15 protein-coding genes are annotated in these 17,410 nt (G+C 43.1%); 13 read left to right on the forward strand and 2 right to left on the reverse strand.

Translation table 11 applies throughout. The features are described 5' to 3' along the window. The first annotated feature begins 9 nt into the window (after positions 1 to 9). From rapZ to whiA, 3 genes are read left to right on the forward strand one after another with little or no spacing between them, the layout of a single operon-like run. Positions 10 to 900 carry an RNase adapter RapZ gene (rapZ, locus tag D7D54_RS00805; protein ID WP_020901711.1) on the forward strand — a complete coding sequence of 297 codons (891 nt, stop codon included), beginning with the start codon at positions 10 to 12 and terminating at the stop codon, positions 898 to 900. Next, positions 897 to 1,874, forward strand: coding sequence for a YvcK family protein (locus D7D54_RS00810; RefSeq protein ID WP_120718598.1), 978 nt, complete (start codon positions 897 to 899; stop codon positions 1,872 to 1,874). Before rapZ ends, D7D54_RS00810 begins: the two co-directional genes overlap by 4 nt. Then, complete coding sequence (gene whiA / locus D7D54_RS00815; RefSeq protein WP_033677890.1) at positions 1,871 to 2,782, forward strand: DNA-binding protein WhiA; 912 nt, start codon at positions 1,871 to 1,873, stop codon at positions 2,780 to 2,782. Before D7D54_RS00810 ends, whiA begins: the two co-directional genes overlap by 4 nt. Positions 2,783 to 2,813: 31 nt before the next feature. Here the strand turns inward: whiA and D7D54_RS00820 are convergent, their stop codons facing one another. Beyond that, the gene (locus D7D54_RS00820; RefSeq protein WP_031237609.1) at positions 2,814 to 3,782 is read right to left on the reverse strand and encodes an NAD(P)/FAD-dependent oxidoreductase; all 969 of its coding nucleotides are present in this window, start codon (positions 3,780 to 3,782) and stop codon (positions 2,814 to 2,816) included. A gap of 290 nt (positions 3,783 to 4,072) precedes the next feature. Here D7D54_RS00820 and cdaA point away from each other — a divergent pair, with 290 nt between their 5' ends. The 9 genes from cdaA (at position 4,073) to D7D54_RS00865 (ending at position 13,021) form a co-directional block, all read left to right on the forward strand. Then, positions 4,073 to 4,930: a diadenylate cyclase CdaA gene (gene cdaA, locus D7D54_RS00825; protein ID WP_049487014.1), complete on the forward strand. Its 858-nt coding sequence runs from the start codon at positions 4,073 to 4,075 to the stop codon at positions 4,928 to 4,930. Beyond that, on the forward strand, positions 4,917 to 5,696 hold the full coding sequence (locus D7D54_RS00830) for a CdaR family protein (RefSeq protein ID WP_042750804.1): 780 nt from the start codon (positions 4,917 to 4,919) through the stop codon (positions 5,694 to 5,696). The genes cdaA and D7D54_RS00830 overlap by 14 nt, the downstream gene beginning before the upstream one ends. Positions 5,697 to 5,720: 24 nt before the next feature. After that, a complete protein-coding gene (glmM, locus tag D7D54_RS00835) occupies positions 5,721 to 7,073 on the forward strand; it encodes a phosphoglucosamine mutase (RefSeq protein ID WP_120718599.1) in 1,353 nt (450 codons plus the stop codon). A gap of 73 nt (positions 7,074 to 7,146) precedes the next feature. After that, positions 7,147 to 7,521 carry a DUF1149 family protein gene (locus D7D54_RS00840; protein WP_120718600.1) on the forward strand — a complete coding sequence of 125 codons (375 nt, stop codon included), beginning with the start codon at positions 7,147 to 7,149 and terminating at the stop codon, positions 7,519 to 7,521. A 1-nt stretch (position 7,522) separates the two neighbouring features. Further along, positions 7,523 to 8,371 carry a DegV family protein gene (locus tag D7D54_RS00845; protein ID WP_120718601.1) on the forward strand — a complete coding sequence of 283 codons (849 nt, stop codon included), beginning with the start codon at positions 7,523 to 7,525 and terminating at the stop codon, positions 8,369 to 8,371. Between the two features lie 267 nt (positions 8,372 to 8,638). Beyond that, positions 8,639 to 9,406 (forward strand): 4-hydroxy-tetrahydrodipicolinate reductase, encoded by a 768-nt coding sequence (dapB, locus tag D7D54_RS00850; RefSeq protein WP_120718602.1) that lies wholly within the window; start codon positions 8,639 to 8,641, stop codon positions 9,404 to 9,406. Continuing rightward, entirely contained in the window at positions 9,403 to 10,602 is a 1,200-nt protein-coding gene (locus D7D54_RS00855; protein ID WP_080709493.1) for a CCA tRNA nucleotidyltransferase, read from the forward strand. The genes dapB and D7D54_RS00855 overlap by 4 nt, the downstream gene beginning before the upstream one ends. Further along, positions 10,599 to 12,467: an ABC-F family ATP-binding cassette domain-containing protein gene (locus D7D54_RS00860; protein WP_020901721.1), complete on the forward strand. Its 1,869-nt coding sequence runs from the start codon at positions 10,599 to 10,601 to the stop codon at positions 12,465 to 12,467. Before D7D54_RS00855 ends, D7D54_RS00860 begins: the two co-directional genes overlap by 4 nt. Then, positions 12,464 to 13,021 carry a hypothetical protein gene (locus D7D54_RS00865; protein WP_020901722.1) on the forward strand — a complete coding sequence of 186 codons (558 nt, stop codon included), beginning with the start codon at positions 12,464 to 12,466 and terminating at the stop codon, positions 13,019 to 13,021. Before D7D54_RS00860 ends, D7D54_RS00865 begins: the two co-directional genes overlap by 4 nt. Before the next feature lie 95 nt (positions 13,022 to 13,116). Here the strand turns inward: D7D54_RS00865 and mntE are convergent, their stop codons facing one another. Then, on the reverse strand, positions 13,117 to 14,310 hold the full coding sequence (mntE, locus tag D7D54_RS00870) for a CDF family manganese efflux transporter MntE (RefSeq protein WP_020901723.1): 1,194 nt from the start codon (positions 14,308 to 14,310) through the stop codon (positions 13,117 to 13,119). A gap of 306 nt (positions 14,311 to 14,616) precedes the next feature. Here mntE and D7D54_RS00875 point away from each other — a divergent pair, with 306 nt between their 5' ends. After that, positions 14,617 to 17,313, forward strand: a complete 2,697-nt coding sequence (locus D7D54_RS00875) for a cation-translocating P-type ATPase (RefSeq protein ID WP_120718603.1) — start codon at positions 14,617 to 14,619, stop codon at positions 17,311 to 17,313. The last annotated feature ends 97 nt before the right edge of the window (positions 17,314 to 17,410 follow it).

Genomic DNA, 17,410 nt, shown 5'->3' on the forward strand with positions numbered 1-17,410 from the left:
GAGAAAAAGATGACAAAGAAACAACTTCACTTGGTGATTGTAACAGGGATGAGTGGCGCAGGGAAAACAGTTGCCATTCAGTCCTTCGAAGATTTGGGTTATTTTACTATTGACAATATGCCTCCAGCTCTCTTGCCTAAGTTTTTGCAGTTGGTGGAAACAAAGGAAGACGACCATAAGTTGGCCTTGGTAGTGGATATGCGTAGCCGTTCTTTCTTTTCAGAAATTCAAGCTGTTTTGGATGAGTTGGAAAATAAGGAAGAACTGGACTTTAAAATTCTCTTTTTGGATGCAGCTGATAAAGAATTGGTAGCTCGTTACAAGGAAACTAGACGAAGTCACCCTCTAGCTGCAGATGGACGGATTTTGGATGGAATCAAGCTGGAACGTGAACTCTTGGCGCCTTTGAAAAATATGAGTCAAAATGTGGTGGATACAACTGAACTTACTCCACGTGAGCTGCGCAAAACCCTTGCAGAGCAGTTTTCTGATCAGGAACAAGCCCAGTCTTTCCGTATCGAAGTCATGTCTTTTGGCTTTAAATATGGAATCCCGATTGATGCAGACTTGGTTTTTGATGTCCGTTTCTTGCCAAATCCATACTACCTTCCAGAACTGCGAAACCAAACGGGTGTAGATGAACCAGTTTATGACTATGTCATGAATCACCCTGAGTCAGAAGACTTCTATCAACATTTGTTGACCTTGATTGAGCCGATTTTGCCAAGTTACCAAAAGGAAGGTAAGTCCGTTTTGACCATTGCCATGGGGTGTACGGGTGGGCAACACCGTAGTGTGGCCTTTGCTAAACGCTTGGCGCAGGACTTATCCAAGAATTGGCCTGTTAATGAAGGGCATCGCGACAAAGACCGAAGAAAGGAAACGGTAAACCGTTCATGAGAAAACCAAAGATAACGGTGATTGGTGGAGGGACTGGGATCCCTGTCATTCTTAAAAGTCTGCGTGAAAAAGATGTGGAAATCGCTGCTATCGTAACGGTGGCGGATGATGGTGGTTCATCAGGTGAACTCCGAAAAAATATGCAACAGTTGACACCGCCAGGTGATCTTCGCAATGTACTTGTGGCTATGTCGGATATGCCTAAGTTTTATGAGAAAGTCTTTCAGTACCGTTTTTCTGAAGATGCTGGAGCCTTTGCGGGTCATCCATTGGGTAATCTCATTATCGCTGGCCTATCAGAAATGCAGGGTTCGACCTATAATGCCATGCAGTTATTGAGTAAATTTTTCCATACAACAGGGAAGATTTATCCTTCCAGTGACCATCCTTTGACCCTGCATGCAGTTTTTCAGGATGGGACAGAGGTAGCTGGAGAGAGCCACATTGCAGACCATGCAGGCATGATTGACCATGTCTATGTGACCAATACCCTCAACGATGATACACCTCTGGCTAGCCGTCGAGTGGTGCAAACCATTCTTGAAAGTGACATGATTGTCCTCGGACCTGGTTCCCTCTTTACCTCGATTTTGCCCAATATCGTGATTAAGGAGATTGGGAAGGCGCTTTTGGAAACCAAGGCAGAAATCGCCTATGTTTGCAATATTATGACCCAACGTGGGGAGACGGAACACTTTACAGATAGTGACCACGTGGAGGTTTTGCATCGCCACCTTGGTCGAGCTTTTATCGATACTGTTTTGGTGAATATCGAAAAAGTACCTCAGGAATACATGAATTCCAATCGCTTTGATGAATACTTGGTCCAGGTGGAACATGATTTTGCTGGTCTTTGTAAGCAAGTTCCGCGCGTGATTTCATCTAACTTCCTTCGTCTGGAAAATGGAGGTGCCTTTCACGATGGGGATTTGATTGTGGACGAATTGATGCGCATTATACAGGTGAGAAAATGAGTTTCACAGTAGCAGTAAAAGAAGAAATCCTAGGTCAGCACCATCTGAGCCGGCATGAATTATCTGCCATTATCAAGATGTCTGGTAGTATCGGTCTCTCAACTTCGGGCTTGACCTTGTCTGTCGTGACAGAAAATGCCAAGCTGGCTCGGCACCTCTATGAGTCCTTTCTCCATTTTTATGAAATCAAATCAGAAATCCGCCACCACCAACGGAGCAATCTTCGTAAGAATCGAGTATATACCGTTTTTACAGATGAAAAGGTGCAGGACTTGTTAAGTGATTTGCACTTGGCCGACTCTTTCTTTGGTCTAGAAACAGGTATTGATGAGGAGATTTTATCAGACGAGGAAGCAGGCCGTGCCTATCTCTGTGGTGCTTTCTTGGCAAATGGAAGTATTCGTGACCCTGAATCAGGTAAGTACCAGTTGGAAATCAGTTCTGTTTATCTGGACCACGCGCAAGGGATTGCCTCCCTTCTCCAGCAGTTTTTACTGGATGCCAAGGTGCTTGAGCGCAAGAAGGGGGCTGTGACCTATCTCCAGCGAGCCGAAGATATTATGGATTTCTTGATAGTAATCGGAGCCATGCAGGCGCGTGATGATTTTGAGAGGGTTAAGATTTTGCGAGAAACCCGTAATGACCTCAATCGAGCCAATAATGCCGAGACAGCTAATATCGCACGGACAGTTTCTGCCAGCATGAAGACTATCAACAATATCAGTAAAATCAAAGATATCATGGGCTTAGAAAATCTGCCAGTGGATTTGCAGGAGGTAGCGCAGCTACGGATTCAGCACCCAGACTACTCTATCCAGCAGTTAGCGGATAGCCTCAGCAATCCCCTGACCAAAAGTGGTGTCAACCACAGACTCAGAAAAATCAATAAGATAGCCGATGAACTATAAAACCACGAATCGTAGGACTCGTGGTTCTTTTTTATAAACTAGTAGAGTGTTTTGGTTGTACTTTTTGCTCAGGGTCGATGTAGTTGATGGCGTTGTTAACAGCGGTTGGTGCTTCTCCGAGGCCTGTCGCAATCAGATCAATTTTTCCGTCATAGTAGCAGCAGTCACCGATAGCATAGATACCTGCTTGGCTGGATTCCTGTTTGCTGTTGACGATAATCTTGTGGCGGTTGAGGTCCAGACCCCAGTTTTTAAGGTTACCGACAGAAGATTTGAAACCATAGTTGACAAAGAGGTGGTCTAGGTCAATCGTTTCGGTTTCATCAGATTTGACTTTTGTGATTTCAAGTTTATCGAGCGTTTTTCCATCTCCAAGGAGTTGGCTAGGGACGAATGGTGTCTTGATGCTCACAGATGATTCCTGTAAGGCTTGAACACTGTGCTCCAAGGCGCGAAAATTATCTCTGCGGTGAACAAGGGTAGTTGGTGCAATTTTTTCAAAAGCCAATGCCCAATCCACAGCCGAGTCTCCTCCACCAAGAATCGTCACTTTCTTACCAGCATATTGCTGGATGTTGGAAACGTGGTAGTGGATATTTTCATAGCTCTCAACGCCTTCCAGTTCCAGAGGACGTGGTTTGAAGGCACCGCCACCCATAGCGATGATAACAGTTTTTGATAGGTGACTTCCTTTAGAGGTTGTAATCTTAAAGCCCTCTTCTTGTTTTTCAATCTCAAGAACTGTTTCATTGAGATGAACTGGGGTATCAAAGCTGTTTAGTTGTTCAATCAAGCGGTTGGTCAACTCTTCTCCAGTCAGATTTGGGAAACCTGGGACGTCTAGGATTTCCTTTTCAGGATAGAGAATAGCAGGTTGTCCCCCTAGTTGGGGAAGAGAGTCGATGATTTGGACCTTGGCTTGGCGTAGATGGGCATAGAAGGCTGCAAAAAGCCCGACAGGACCACCACCTACAATGGTAATATCATAGAGTTGAGACATGGTTTCTCCTTTGTTTTTTCTAGTCATACTCTTCGAAAATCTCTTCAAACCACGTCAGCGGCGCTTTACCGTAGCCATGGTTACTGACTTCGTCAGTTCTATCCACAACCTCAAAACAGTGTTTTGAGCAACCTGCGGCTAGCTTCCTAGTTTGCTCTTTGATTTTCATTGAGTATCAGTTTATTTTATCATATTTTTTCTTTAATTTAAAATGAAGTAGGATAGGGAAAAAAATGTCAGAAAAATGGTATAATAGAAAGGAACGTGTTTGGACAGAGAGGAGACAGCAGATGAACTTTCAACAATTATCCAACCTGCAATATTGGACTAGCTTGTTTTCTAGTCCTTGGAGTATTGCCATCAATGTGTTTGATATTTTGATTGTGGCCTATATTTTATATCGTTTTACAAAAGCGATAGCTGGTACCAAGATTATGATTTTGGTGCGGGGAGTTGTGATCTTTGTATTAGCCCAGGTTGTGGCCAATATCCTTGGTTTAACAACGATTTCTTGGTTGATTAATCAGATTATCACCTATGGTGTCATTGCTGCAGTTGTGATCTTCTCTCCAGAGATTCGGACTGGTTTGGAACGTTTGGGAAGGGCGACAGATTTCTTTTCTACTGCTCAAATTAGTGCAGAGGAGCAAATGATTCGTGCCTTTGTCAAGTCGGTTGAATATATGAGTCCTCGTAAGATTGGTGCTCTGGTTGCCATCCAACGAGTTCGGACCTTGCAAGAATACATTGCGACAGGGATTCCTTTGGATGCCAATATTTCAGCTGAACTCCTTATTAATATCTTTATCCCCAACACTCCCCTACACGATGGTGCTGTGATTATCAGAGAAAATCGGATTGCAGTCACCTCTGCCTATCTACCCTTAACAGAAAGCACAGGGATTTCAAAGGAATTTGGGACCAGACACCGGGCGGCTATCGGTTTGTCAGAAGTATCCGATGCCTTGACCTTCATCGTCTCAGAGGAAACAGGTGGTATTTCTATTACCTACAACGGGGTCTTCAAGCACGACTTGACGATTGAAGAATTTGAAGCAGAGCTACGAGCAATTCTTTTGCCAGTCGTTGAGGAAAAAGTCAGTTTCAAGGACCGTTTGTTAGGAGGTTGGAAATATGAGAAAAAATAGTCTATACATCATTTCATCTCTCTTTTTTGCTTGTATCTTATTCATCTATGCAACGTCAACCAACTTTCAAAATAGTAATACCGCAAGGCAGGTTAAATCAGAAACTTACACCAATACGATAACGAACGTTCCTATCGTTATTCACTATGATGATGACCAGTATTTCATTAGCGGATTTGCATCAGAAGTTTCAGTGGTATTAACCGGAGCCAATCGTGTGACCTTGGCCAGCGAAATGCAGGAGAGCACTCGTAAGTTTAAGGTAACTGCTGATTTGACGGATGCCAGTGTTGGAACGATTGAAGTTCCCTTGAATATTGAAAATCTTCCAAGTGGATTGACCGCTGTGGCAACGCCTCAAAAGATTACAGTGAAAGTTGGGAAGAAGGTTAAGCGAGATGGGATGCTTGTTGTGCCACAAGTTGACCAAAGCCAGATTGATCCCAAGTTACAAATTGATAGTATAACCGTGTCAAACGAACGAGTTTCGGTCACAACTGACCAGGAAACATTAGCTAAGATTGACAAAGTTATTGCGCTTTTACCAACCAGCGAACGCATAACAGGTAATTACAGTGGTTCAGTACCTTTGCAGGCAATCGATCGCAATGGTGTTGTCTTACCGGCAGTTATTACTCCGTTCGACACGACAATGAAGGTGACTACAAAACCAGTAGCACCAAGTTCAAGCACATCAAATTCAACTACAAGCAGTTCGTCGGAGACATCTTCGTCAACGAAAGCAACTAGTTCAAAAACAAATTAAAAATAGGAAAAGGATTTTATAAAAATGGGTAAATATTTTGGGACTGATGGAGTCCGTGGAGAAGCTAACGTAGAACTAACGCCAGAATTGGCCTTTAAGTTGGGACGTTTTGGAGGTTATGTTCTTAGCCAACATGAAACGGAAGCACCGAAAGTCTTTGTAGGACGTGACACACGTATTTCAGGAGAAATGCTAGAATCGGCCTTGGTTGCAGGTCTGCTTTCAGTTGGTATTCACGTATACAAACTAGGTGTTTTGGCAACACCAGCAGTAGCTTACTTGGTAAAAACTGAAGGAGCAAGTGCTGGTGTCATGATTTCTGCCAGCCACAATCCAGTCCTTGATAACGGAATTAAGTTCTTTGGCGGTGATGGCTTCAAACTGGACGATGAAAAAGAAGCAGAAATTGAAGCCTTGCTAGACGCTGCGGAAGATACTCTTCCTCGTCCAAGTGCAGAAGGCTTGGGAACCTTGGTAGATTATCCAGAAGGCTTGCGTAAGTATGAAGGCTATCTTGTTTCAACTGGAACTCCTCTTGAGGGAATGAAGGTTGCCTTGGACACAGCAAACGGTGCGGCGTCTACAAGTGCCCGTCAAATCTTTGCAGACCTTGGCGCTCAATTAACTGTTATCGGGGAAACACCAGATGGTCTTAACATCAACCTTAATGTTGGTTCAACCCACCCAGAAGCCCTTCAAGAAGTGGTAAAAGAAAGCGGCTCAGCTATCGGTTTGGCCTTTGACGGAGACAGTGACCGCTTGATTGCTGTTGATGAAAATGGTGATATCGTTGATGGTGACAAGATTATGTACATCATTGGGAAATACCTTTCTGAAAAAGGACAATTGGCCCAAAATACAATTGTGACAACCGTGATGTCCAACCTTGGTTTCCACAAGGCCTTGGACCGTGAAGGCATTAACAAGGCAGTCACTGCAGTTGGCGATCGCTATGTTGTTGAAGAAATGCGAAAATCAGGCTACAACCTCGGTGGTGAACAGTCTGGTCATGTTATCTTGATGGATTACAATACCACAGGTGATGGTCAATTATCCGCTGTACAATTGACTAAAATCATGAAGGAAACGGGTAAGAGCTTGTCAGAGTTGGCATCAGAAGTAACCATCTATCCACAAAAATTAGTCAACATTCGAGTGGAAAATGCCATGAAGGAAAAGGCTATGGAAGTACCAGCTATCAAGGCTATCATCGAGAAGATGGAAGAAGAAATGGCAGGGAATGGCCGTATCCTTGTTCGTCCAAGTGGAACAGAACCCCTCTTGCGTGTCATGGCAGAAGCCCCTACAACAGAAGAAGTGGACTACTATGTTGATACTATCGCAGACATAGTTCGAGCTGAAATTGGGATTGACTAAATCCTAGAAAACTAGATGAAAATAAAAAATTATGGTACAATAGCTTATAATATTGTAGCTGAGGGAGAAAGACATGAATCTTAAACGTGAACAAGAATTTGTTAGTCAGTATCATTTTGATGCGCGTAATTTTGAATGGGAAAATGAAAATGGAGCTCCTGAAACTAAGGTGGATGTGAACTTCCAATTGCTTCAACATGACCAAGAAAATCAAGTGACTTCTTTGATTGTCGTCTTGAGCTTTATGATTGTATTTGATAAGTTTGTCATCAGTGGAACCATTTCACAGGTAAACCACATCGATGGTCGTATTGTCAATGAACCAAGTGAATTGAACCAAGAAGAAGTGGAAACATTGGCTCGCCCATGTTTGAACATGCTCAACCGTTTGACTTACGAAGTAACTGAAATTGCATTAGACTTACCAGGAATCAATTTGGAGTTCTAATATGAAACTAGCTGTTATCACAGATTCCTCTGCTTATCTCAGTGCAGAGACCTTGCAAAGAGAAGATTTATTTGTCTTGGATATTCCTGTCAATATTGATGGTGAAGAGTATGTCGAAGGCATCAATCTGACTGCTGGGGAATTTTATCAAAAAATGGCTCAGGCATCTGAATTGCCCAAGACCAGTCAACCAAGTATTGCCAAGTTAGATGAGATCTTAACTTCGCTCAAAGAACAAGGCTATACCCATGCCTTGGGGCTTTTCCTATCTTCTGGAATTTCAGGTTTTTACCAAAATATCCAGTATATGGTGGATGATTATGAGGGATTAACCATCGCTTTCCCAGACACTTTGATTACAAGTGCTCCGCTGGGTATCATGGTTGAAAGCGTCTTTAACTGGCGAAATCAAGGAGATGATTTTGCTATTATTCAAGATAAGCTAGCTATTCAGATTAGTCACACATCTGCTTTCATCATGGTCGATGACTTGGACCACTTGGTTAAAGGTGGACGCCTTTCAAATGGGGCGGCTATTTTGGGTAATCTCCTAAGCATTAAGCCAATTCTTTATTTCAACGACCAAGGTGTGATTGAAGTGTACGAAAAAGTTCGTACTGAAAAGAAAGCAACCAAGCGTTTAATTGAGATTATCAAGGAAGCCACAGCTTCAGGCCAATACCGTATCATTGTCATTCACGGGAATGCTCCTGAAAAGGCTGAGGAATTGCGTCAGCACTTACTTGAATCTGGAGTAGGTATGGATGTTTCACTTGCTACATTTGGTAGTGTCATTGGAACACACCTAGGAGCAGGAAGCATTGCTCTAGGCTATATTCCAGTGATTTAGTTGGGACTTTTAGCTTAGTTAAGAAGTTAACAAATGAACACGCCTGAAACCTTGTGTGAAAAAGATAGTTCTTCCAAGGAGCATCTACTCCTTGATCAGACCTCCTATTTTCGCTTTGTGTTCTTACAGGCTTTGTATCTTAGAAATTGAACACGGACTACCTGCCTCATGAAAAAAGATGCCTGTCTTGCCTTTCATGGAAAGTCAGCGTCATTCCCTATTTTTCAAGGGCAGCTAAGGTCCTTTGTATCTTAGTCAGGAGTAGAGATGAGTATTCGAGTAATTATTGCTGGTTTTAAGGGAAAGATGGGCCAGGCTGCTTGTCAGATGGTCTTGGCTGATCCAGACTTGGACTTGGTAGCAGTTTTGGATCCTTTTGAGTCTGAGTCAGAATGGCAGGGAATTCCTGTTTTCAAGGAGAAGGCTGATTTGGTCGATTTTGAAGCGGATGTCTGGGTAGACTTTACTACACCAGCTGTTGCCTATGAAAATACACGCTTTGCTCTTGAAAATGGCTTTGCTCCAGTAGTTGGAACGACTGGTTTTACCAGTGAAGAAATTGCAGAGTTAAAAGAATTTTCTCGTGCCCAAGACTTGGGTGGCTTGATCGCCCCTAACTTTGCCTTGGGTGCTGTCTTGCTCATGCAATTTGCGACGCAGGCTGCCAAATATTTCCCAAATGTGGAGATTATCGAGCTCCATCATGACAAGAAAAAGGATGCCCCGAGTGGAACAGCTATTAAAACAGCTGAGTTAATGGCAGAAGTTCGAGAGTCAATCCAGCAAGGTGCGCCTGATGAGGAAGAATTGATTGCAGGTGCCCGTGGTGCTGACTTTGATGGTATGCGTATCCACTCAGTTCGTTTGCCAGGTTTGGTAGCCCATCAGGAAGTCATCTTTGGCAGTCAGGGAGAAGGATTGACCCTGCGTCATGACTCCTATGATCGTAGCTCCTTCATGACAGGGGTGAATTTGGGAATTAAAGAAGTTGTCAAGCGTCATGAGCTTGTCTATGGATTAGAACACTTATTATGAGATTAACGCAAATGCCTTCTGAATTTCAGAAGGCTTTACCAGTATTAGAAAAAATTAAAGAAGCAGGTTTTGAGGCCTACTTTGTTGGGGGCTCTGTTCGAGATGCCCTACTCAATCGCCCTATCCATGATGTGGATATTGCGACGTCTTCTTATCCAGAAGAGACCAAGCAGATTTTTCCGCGAACAGCCGATATCGGAATCGAGCATGGAACCGTCTTGGTTTTAGATGGGGATGAGGAGTATGAGGTAACCACATTTCGGACAGAAGATGTCTATGTGGACTATCGAAGACCCAGTGCGGTTTCCTTTGTGCGTTCGCTAGAAGAAGACCTCAAGCGCCGTGATTTCACAGTTAATGCCTTTGCCTTGGATGAGACAGGAGAAATCATTGACTTGTTCCATGGTTTAGAAGATTTGGAAAACCAAGTCTTGCGAGCAGTTGGAGTAGCTAGTGAGCGTTTCAACGAAGATGCTTTGCGGATTATGCGTGGTTTCCGTTTTCAAGCCAGTCTTGGCTTCGAACTTGAGCCAGAAACATTTAAAGCTATGAAGACTTTGACGCCACTTTTGGAGAAAATTTCTGTGGAGCGTACCTTCGTTGAGTTTGATAAACTCTTGCTGGCTCCCTTTTGGAGAAGGGGCTTGGCTTCCATGATTGAGAGTCAAGCTTATGACTATCTCCCTGATATGGCATCTAGCCAGGATAAGCTCAACAGACTGTTTGATTTGGAGACTAGTTTTACTTTTGAATCCTCTGAACAAGCCTGGGCGGCTCTACTGTGGGCTTTGGATATTGAAAATGTGCAGCCATTTTTGAAGGATTGGAAGACCTCACGCCAGTTTGCCAAGCAAGTTCAGGATTTGCTGACTATTTTGGCCTTGCGTGAAAAGGGAGAATTGAGCAAGCGCGATTGTTATCGCTTTGATTTAGATTTACTTTTACAGGCTGAAAATCTTCGTCAGGCTCAGGGAAAACAAGTCAACCAACAAGTCATCACAGAAACCTACCAGAGTTTGACCATTCATGACAAGAAAGAAATCCAAATCAACGGTGGTATTTTGATCAAGGAATATGGTTATCAGCCGGGCCCAGACTTGGGAGAAATTTTAACAGAGATAGAGTTTGCCATTGTCGATGGTGACTTGGAGAATGACCGTCAAGCCATCCATGCTTATCTAAGGGAGAAAAAATGAGTGATTTTATCGTTGAAAAACTAAGTAAATCCGTTGGTGACAAGACCGTTTTTAAGGATATTTCCTTTATTATCCATGACTTGGATAGAATTGGTTTAATAGGTGTTAATGGAACGGGCAAGACTACCCTTTTGGATGTCCTTTCTGGTGTTTCTGGCTTTGATGGGGATGTCAGTCCCTTTTCAGCTAAGAATGATTACCAGATTGGTTACTTGACCCAAGATCCTGATTTTGATGATAGCAAGACGGTTTTGGATACGGTTCTATCTAGTGACCTCAAGGAAATCCAGCTTATTCGTGAGTATGAATTGATTATGCTCAACTACAGTGAGGACAAGCAGGCGCGTTTGGAACGGGTCATGGCAGAGATGGATTCTCTACAAGCTTGGGAAATTGAGAGTCAGGTCAAGACGGTTCTCAGCAAGCTGGGGATTCAGGACTTATCGACTCCAGTTGGGGAATTGTCAGGTGGTTTGAGAAGACGCGTCCAGTTGGCGCAAGTCTTACTTGGCAACCACGACCTCTTGCTTCTGGATGAGCCAACCAACCATCTGGACATTGCGACCATTGAGTGGCTGACCCTCTTTTTAAAAAATTCTAAGAAAACTGTCCTTTTTATTACCCACGACCGTTATTTCCTAGACGCTTTGTCAACTCGGATTTTCGAATTGGATCGCGCAGGCTTGACCGAATATCAGGGCAATTATCAGGACTATGTTCGCCTAAAGGCGGAACAGGATGAGCGCGACGCGGCTCTTCTTCACAAAAAAGAACAACTCTACAAACAAGAATTGGCCTGGATGCGCAGACAACCGCAGGCGCGTGCGACCAAGCAGCAGGCTCGTATCAATCGTTTCCACGACCTGAAAAAGGAAGTTTCAGGCGGCGTTGTTGAAACAGATTTGACCATGAACTTTGAAACCAGTCGGATTGGGAAGAAAGTTATCGAGTTTCAGGATGTTTCTTTTGCCTATGAAAACAAGCCCATTTTGCAAGATTTTAATCTCTTGGTGCAGGCTAAAGACCGTATTGGAATCGTTGGGGACAATGGTGTTGGGAAATCAACCCTGCTCAACCTGATTGCAGGAAGTCTTGAGCCAACTAAAGGACAAGTTGTGATTGGGGAAACTGTTCGTATCGCCTATTTCTCTCAACAAATTGAGGGCTTGGATGAAAGCAAGCGAGTGATCAATTACTTGCAGGAAGTGGCAGAAGAGGTCAAGACCAGCGGTGGTTCTACGACTTCGATTGCAGAGCTGCTGGAGCAGTTTCTTTTCCCACGTTCGACGCATGGAACCTTGATTGAGAAATTGTCAGGGGGAGAGAAAAAACGTCTTTATCTTCTCAAATTGCTCTTGGAAAAACCAAATGTTCTTCTTTTAGATGAGCCAACCAATGATTTGGATATTGCAACCTTGACAGTTTTGGAGAATTTCTTGCAAGGCTTTGCTGGTCCAGTTTTGACAGTTAGCCATGACCGTTATTTCTTGGATAAGGTAGCGACCAAGATTCTCGCTTTTGAGGATGGTAAAATTCGTCCTTTCTTTGGTCATTACACCGACTATCTTGATGAAAAAGCCTTTGAAACAGAGATGGCCAATCAAGTGCAAAAGGCCGAAAAGGAGAAAGTGGTCAAGGTCCGTGAAGACAAGAAACGCATGACCTACCAAGAAAAGCAGGAGTGGGCAAGTATTGAAGGCGATATTGAAGCTTTGGAAAACCGTATCGCTGCTATTGAAGAGGAGATGCAGGCTAATGGGTCCGACTTTGGTAAGCTGGCTACTCTCCAAAAAGAACTAGATGAGAAAAACGAAGCACTCCTTGAAAAATACGAACGCTATGAATATTTAAGTGAGTTGGCATGATGGAAGAAAAAGTCATTAAACGTAGTCCCAAGAAAATCATTTGGAATGCCTTGTTTGGTCTTTTCTTCTTGTTACCTCTCTATTATCTCTATTCGTATTCGCAAAAGGGGACCAGACTTCATACGATAAGTCTTTTGTTTATGCTGGTTTTACTTTTTTTGGGTGTAGTAGTAGTTTATCTGACTTACAGACTTTTAAGTTTGGACAAGGAGTATTTGAGATTTACTGTTCAGGGATTTTACTACAAACCGAATCCAAAGAAATCGAGTCATTTCTATGCTTGGGCTGATGTAGAGGAATTTTCCTTCTCTCGGATTGGAGGGAAGTATAGGAATTCCTATCAGATTGAAGTTTATTTTAAAAACAAGGACAATGCGAGATCCCAATCACTTCTATCTTTACTGAAGAGAAGTTGTTTCCCTTTTTATCAGTCAGCAGATTTGATTATCCCTATCATTTTACTAGATGTAGATTTTCCTGAAAGGGTCTATGAGGCCATGAAGTACTATGAAAGGGAATGGCGTATCGAGCAAAATCGTCAAGCAAGGAAATAGACAAAACAAGCTTCTAAAACCAAATCTTCCAAATGCTTATAAGATAGTTTAGGTTAAAGAAAATCAATCAAAAAAGCCCTATCCACTGGATAGGGTTACTGTTTGTCTTCTTTTTTGGTTTCTTGATGAAAGACATTTTGCCAAGTTTCGTGGCGACGCCAGATACTGGTATGGACGATACCATCTAACTCATAGCTGATGAGTTTGGTCTTTTGACTGATGGAAGTGATTTGAATATCCTTGATAGCTGAATTTAACTCTTTTTCGGCTTTATAGGCCTCTTTATCCATCTGATTTCCATCTTGGCGAATATAGACAAAATCATCAGCCAAGAGTTCTTCCAGTTGATTTCCTTGGTCAATCAATTGTTCACGCATGAGCAATTTTTTATAGACATTGTCTAAAATTTCATCCTCAGGGATAGGTGCTGGTTCGATATGGACATCGGTATCAAAGACTCCAAAACGTTCTTCCAGCATAGACTCGACTTGATCCGCGATTTCATGACTCTCAAAAACAGACAAGTCAGGATTCATTTCTAACGTAATATCCAGGTAGATGTTGCTACCGTAGGTACGACCTCTTTGGGACTTAACCTTGCTGATTTTGGGAATTTCCATGATGGCCTTTTGATAATCCTCAAGCAGACGGTCGTCAAAACCATCTGAAAGACTAAAGGAAGACTCGATGAAGATATCATAGGCAGTTTTCAAGATAAAGAAAGTGATGATGATAGCGACCAGTTTATCCACAATGGGATAATTGAAACTGCTGGCCAGTATGGCAATGGTGGTACCAAGTGAGGTAACAGCATCAGAAAGATTGTCCTTGGCGGCAGCCTTCAGGGCCTTGGAGTTGGATTTCTTACTGAGGCGAGTGTTGTAGAGATACACCACAAACATAATCGTTGCAGAAATGATTCCTAGAGTTGCACCCAGAGGATCAATAACCGTTTCTTCTCGACTGAGAATCTTCTGAATGGTATCACGAAGTACATCGAAGCCGACATAGAACATGATGATAGAAGTGATCAAGCTAGCCAAATCTTCAATCTTCCAGTGACCGAAACGGTGGTCCCGGTCTGCAGGCTGGCGCGCCATCCGTATCCCAATTAAGAGGGCCACATTTCCAATGATATCCGATACGTTGTTAAAACCATCGGCCACCAAACTGGATGAATGAAGGAGGTGGCCAGTTGCTAATTTGGCTGCAGACAAGATCAAATAGGTCGAAATACTGATAATAGCGCCGCGCTCAGCTAACTTGAGATTTGAAATAGATTGCTTCATTCAACTTCCTTTCTAGTCAGATAGTATTTTACCATTATACTGGTTTTTAAGGGAAAATTCAAATAAGGCAGTTTTTAGTCTTTGAAAACTGTTCTAAATTTGGTATAATAGTACTACTCAAGGGAGTAGCTGGCAGAAACCTGTGATAGTGTCGTCATTCCGAATTTCATACTGAAAAGTATGCTTTCCGGCCCTATCTTAAACAGCGAGACTTGTTATGATTAACAGGTCTCTTTTTGTTTGTCGTGAAAAGATACGATGAGGAAAAGAGAGTCTGTTTTGCACACAATGTCAAGGAGGAGACACATGTCAAAAGAACAAAAACGCCAAGCGTTTTACACTCAGAGTCCTGAAGAGGTCTTGAATGCTGTGGATGCGACCGAGCAAGGTTTGTCATCAAGTGAGGCGGAAAAGCGCCTTGCCGAATTTGGCCACAATGAACTCGAAGAAGGTGAGAAACGATCAATCCTGGTCAAATTCATCGAGCAATTTAAGGATTTGATGATTATCATTCTAGTTGCGGCAGCTATCCTGTCAGTCGTGACTTCTGGTGGGGAAGATATCGCAGATGCTATCATTATCCTAGCCGTGGTTATCATCAACGCTGCCTTTGGTGTTTACCAAGAAGGGAAAGCAGAAGAAGCGATCGAAGCTCTCAAATCCATGTCTAGTCCAGTCGCCCGAGTTCTTCGTGATGGGCACATGGCTGAGATTGATTCTAAAGAATTGGTACCAGGTGATATCGTCGCTCTTGAAGCTGGTGATGTAGTGCCTGCAGACCTACGTTTGCTAGAAGCCAACTCTCTTAAAATAGAAGAAGCAGCTCTTACAGGTGAGTCTGTGCCAGTCGAAAAAGACTTGACAGTTGAACTTGCTGCAGATGCTGGTATTGGTGACCGTGTCAATATGGCCTTCCAAAACTCAAATGTGACTTATGGTCGTGGTCTTGGTGTTGTTGTCAATACAGGTATGTACACGGAAGTTGGTCATATCGCTGGCATGCTCCAAGATGCGGATGAGACGGATACACCGCTCAAACAAAACTTGAACAACCTTTCTAAGGTCTTGACCTATGCTATCTTGGTCATTGCCCTTGTTACTTTTGTAGTTGGTGTTTTCATTCAAGGTAAAAATCCACTCGGTGAGTTGATGACCTCTGTTGCCCTTGCCGTTGCAGCTATCCCAGAAGGGCTTCCAGCTATCGTGACTATCGTTCTTGCTCTTGGTACTCAAGTTTTGGCCAAACGAAACTCTATTGTTCGTAAATTGCCAGCTGTAGAAACACTTGGTTCAACGGAAATCATCGCTTCTGATAAGACTGGTACGCTGACCATGAACAAGATGACAGTCGAAAAAGTCTTCTACGATGCAGTCCTACATGACTCAGCTGATGACATTGAACTAGGTCTTGAAATGCCCCTACTTCGTTCAGTTGTTTTGGCCAATGATACGAAAATCGATGTGGAAGGCAACCTGATTGGTGACCCAACCGAAACAGCCTTCATTCAATACGCCTTGGACAAGGGTTATGATGTCAAAGGATTTTTAGAGAAATATCCTCGTGTAGCTGAGTTACCATTTGACTCTGACCGTAAGCTCATGTCAACGGTTCACCCATTGCCAGATGGTAAATTCCTTGTAGCAGTCAAAGGTGCGCCAGATCAACTCTTGAAACGTTGTGTTCTTCGTGATAAGGCTGGGGATATTGCTCCGATTGACGAGAAGGTTACAAACCTCATTCATACCAACAACTTTGAAATGGCTCACCAAGCCTTGCGTGTCCTTGCAGGTGCTTATAAGATTATTGATAGTATTCCAGAAAACCTTACTTCTGAAGAGCTTGAAAATGATTTAATCTTTACTGGTTTAATCGGGATGATTGACCCTGAACGTCCTGAGGCAGCTGAGGCTGTTCGTGTGGCTAAGGAAGCGGGAATTCGTCCAATCATGATTACGGGTGACCATCAAGACACCGCAGAAGCTATTGCCAAACGTTTGGGAATCATCGAGGCAAACGATACAGAAGGCCACGTTTTAACTGGTGCCGAACTCAACGAACTGTCAGATGAAGACTTTGAAAAAGTAGTTGGTCAATACTCTGTTTATGCCCGTGTGTCTCCAGAACACAAGGTTCGTATCGTCAAGGCCTGGCAAAAACAAGGTAAAGTCGTTGCCATGACAGGTGATGGTGTCAATGATGCGCCAGCTCTGAAAACAGCCGATATCGGTATCGGTATGGGAATCACTGGTACAGAGGTTTCTAAGGGTGCATCTGACATGATCCTTGCAGATGATAACTTTGCGACTATCATTGTGGCAGTTGAAGAAGGACGTAAGGTCTTCTCAAACATTCAAAAGACTATTCAGTATCTGCTTTCTGCCAATACTGCTGAAGTATTAACTATCTTCCTATCAACCTTGTTTGGTTGGGATGTATTACAGCCAGTTCATCTTTTGTGGATCAACTTGGTAACCGATACCTTCCCAGCTATCGCTCTAGGTGTTGAGCCAGCTGAGCCTGGTGTCATGAATCATAAACCACGTGGACGCAAGGCAAGCTTCTTCTCAGGTGGTGTTTTGAGTTCTATCATCTATCAAGGTGTACTCCAAGCAGCTATTGTTATGAGTGTTTATGGCCTTGCGATTGCTTACCCAGTTCATGTGGGTGACAATCATGCCATTCATGCGGATGCCCTTACTATGGCCTTTGCAACCCTTGGTTTGATTCAGCTCTTCCATGCCTACAATGTCAAGTCTGTTTACCAATCCATCTTGACAGTTGGCCCATTTAAGTCTAAGACTTTTAACTGGTCTATCTTGGTATCCTTCATTCTTCTCATGGCAACAATCGTCGTAGAACCACTTGAAGGAATCTTCCACGTAACCAAACTAGACTTGTCACAATGGGGAATCGTTATGGGCGGAAGCTTCTCAATGATTATTATCGTCGAAATTGTTAAGTTTATCCAACGTAAACTCGGCTTTGACAAGAATGCGATTTAAAAAGAAAAAGTCATCTTCGGATGGCTTTTTGCTACAGTTAAGGGAAAGGGCTTGCAGTTGCCGTCTTTTGTGCTATAATTGCTATAATATAGTAAAA

The organism is Streptococcus chosunensis (assembly GCF_003626515.1).
GTDB lineage: Bacteria > Bacillota > Bacilli > Lactobacillales > Streptococcaceae > Streptococcus > Streptococcus chosunensis.

Bases quoted from the DNA above. Each gene is read 5' to 3' on its own strand.
- D7D54_RS00810 (WP_120718598.1), top strand. From the start codon at position 897: ATGAGAAAACCAAAGATAACGGTGATTGGTGGAGGGACTGGGATCCCT.
- glmM (WP_120718599.1), top strand. From the start codon at position 5,721: ATGGGTAAATATTTTGGGACTGATGGAGTCCGTGGAGAAGCTAACGTA.
- cdaA (WP_049487014.1), top strand. From the start codon at position 4,073: ATGAACTTTCAACAATTATCCAACCTGCAATATTGGACTAGCTTGTTT.
- D7D54_RS00865 (WP_020901722.1), top strand. From the start codon at position 12,464: ATGATGGAAGAAAAAGTCATTAAACGTAGTCCCAAGAAAATCATTTGG.
- D7D54_RS00845 (WP_120718601.1), top strand. From the start codon at position 7,523: ATGAAACTAGCTGTTATCACAGATTCCTCTGCTTATCTCAGTGCAGAG.
- rapZ (WP_020901711.1), top strand. From the start codon at position 10: ATGACAAAGAAACAACTTCACTTGGTGATTGTAACAGGGATGAGTGGC.
- D7D54_RS00840 (WP_120718600.1), top strand. From the start codon at position 7,147: ATGAATCTTAAACGTGAACAAGAATTTGTTAGTCAGTATCATTTTGAT.
- mntE (WP_020901723.1), bottom strand. From the start codon at position 14,310: ATGAAGCAATCTATTTCAAATCTCAAGTTAGCTGAGCGCGGCGCTATT.
- D7D54_RS00855 (WP_080709493.1), top strand. From the start codon at position 9,403: ATGAGATTAACGCAAATGCCTTCTGAATTTCAGAAGGCTTTACCAGTA.
- D7D54_RS00860 (WP_020901721.1), top strand. From the start codon at position 10,599: ATGAGTGATTTTATCGTTGAAAAACTAAGTAAATCCGTTGGTGACAAG.
- dapB (WP_120718602.1), top strand. From the start codon at position 8,639: ATGAGTATTCGAGTAATTATTGCTGGTTTTAAGGGAAAGATGGGCCAG.
- D7D54_RS00820 (WP_031237609.1), bottom strand. From the start codon at position 3,782: ATGTCTCAACTCTATGATATTACCATTGTAGGTGGTGGTCCTGTCGGG.
- whiA (WP_033677890.1), top strand. From the start codon at position 1,871: ATGAGTTTCACAGTAGCAGTAAAAGAAGAAATCCTAGGTCAGCACCAT.
- D7D54_RS00875 (WP_120718603.1), top strand. From the start codon at position 14,617: ATGTCAAAAGAACAAAAACGCCAAGCGTTTTACACTCAGAGTCCTGAA.
- D7D54_RS00830 (WP_042750804.1), top strand. From the start codon at position 4,917: ATGAGAAAAAATAGTCTATACATCATTTCATCTCTCTTTTTTGCTTGT.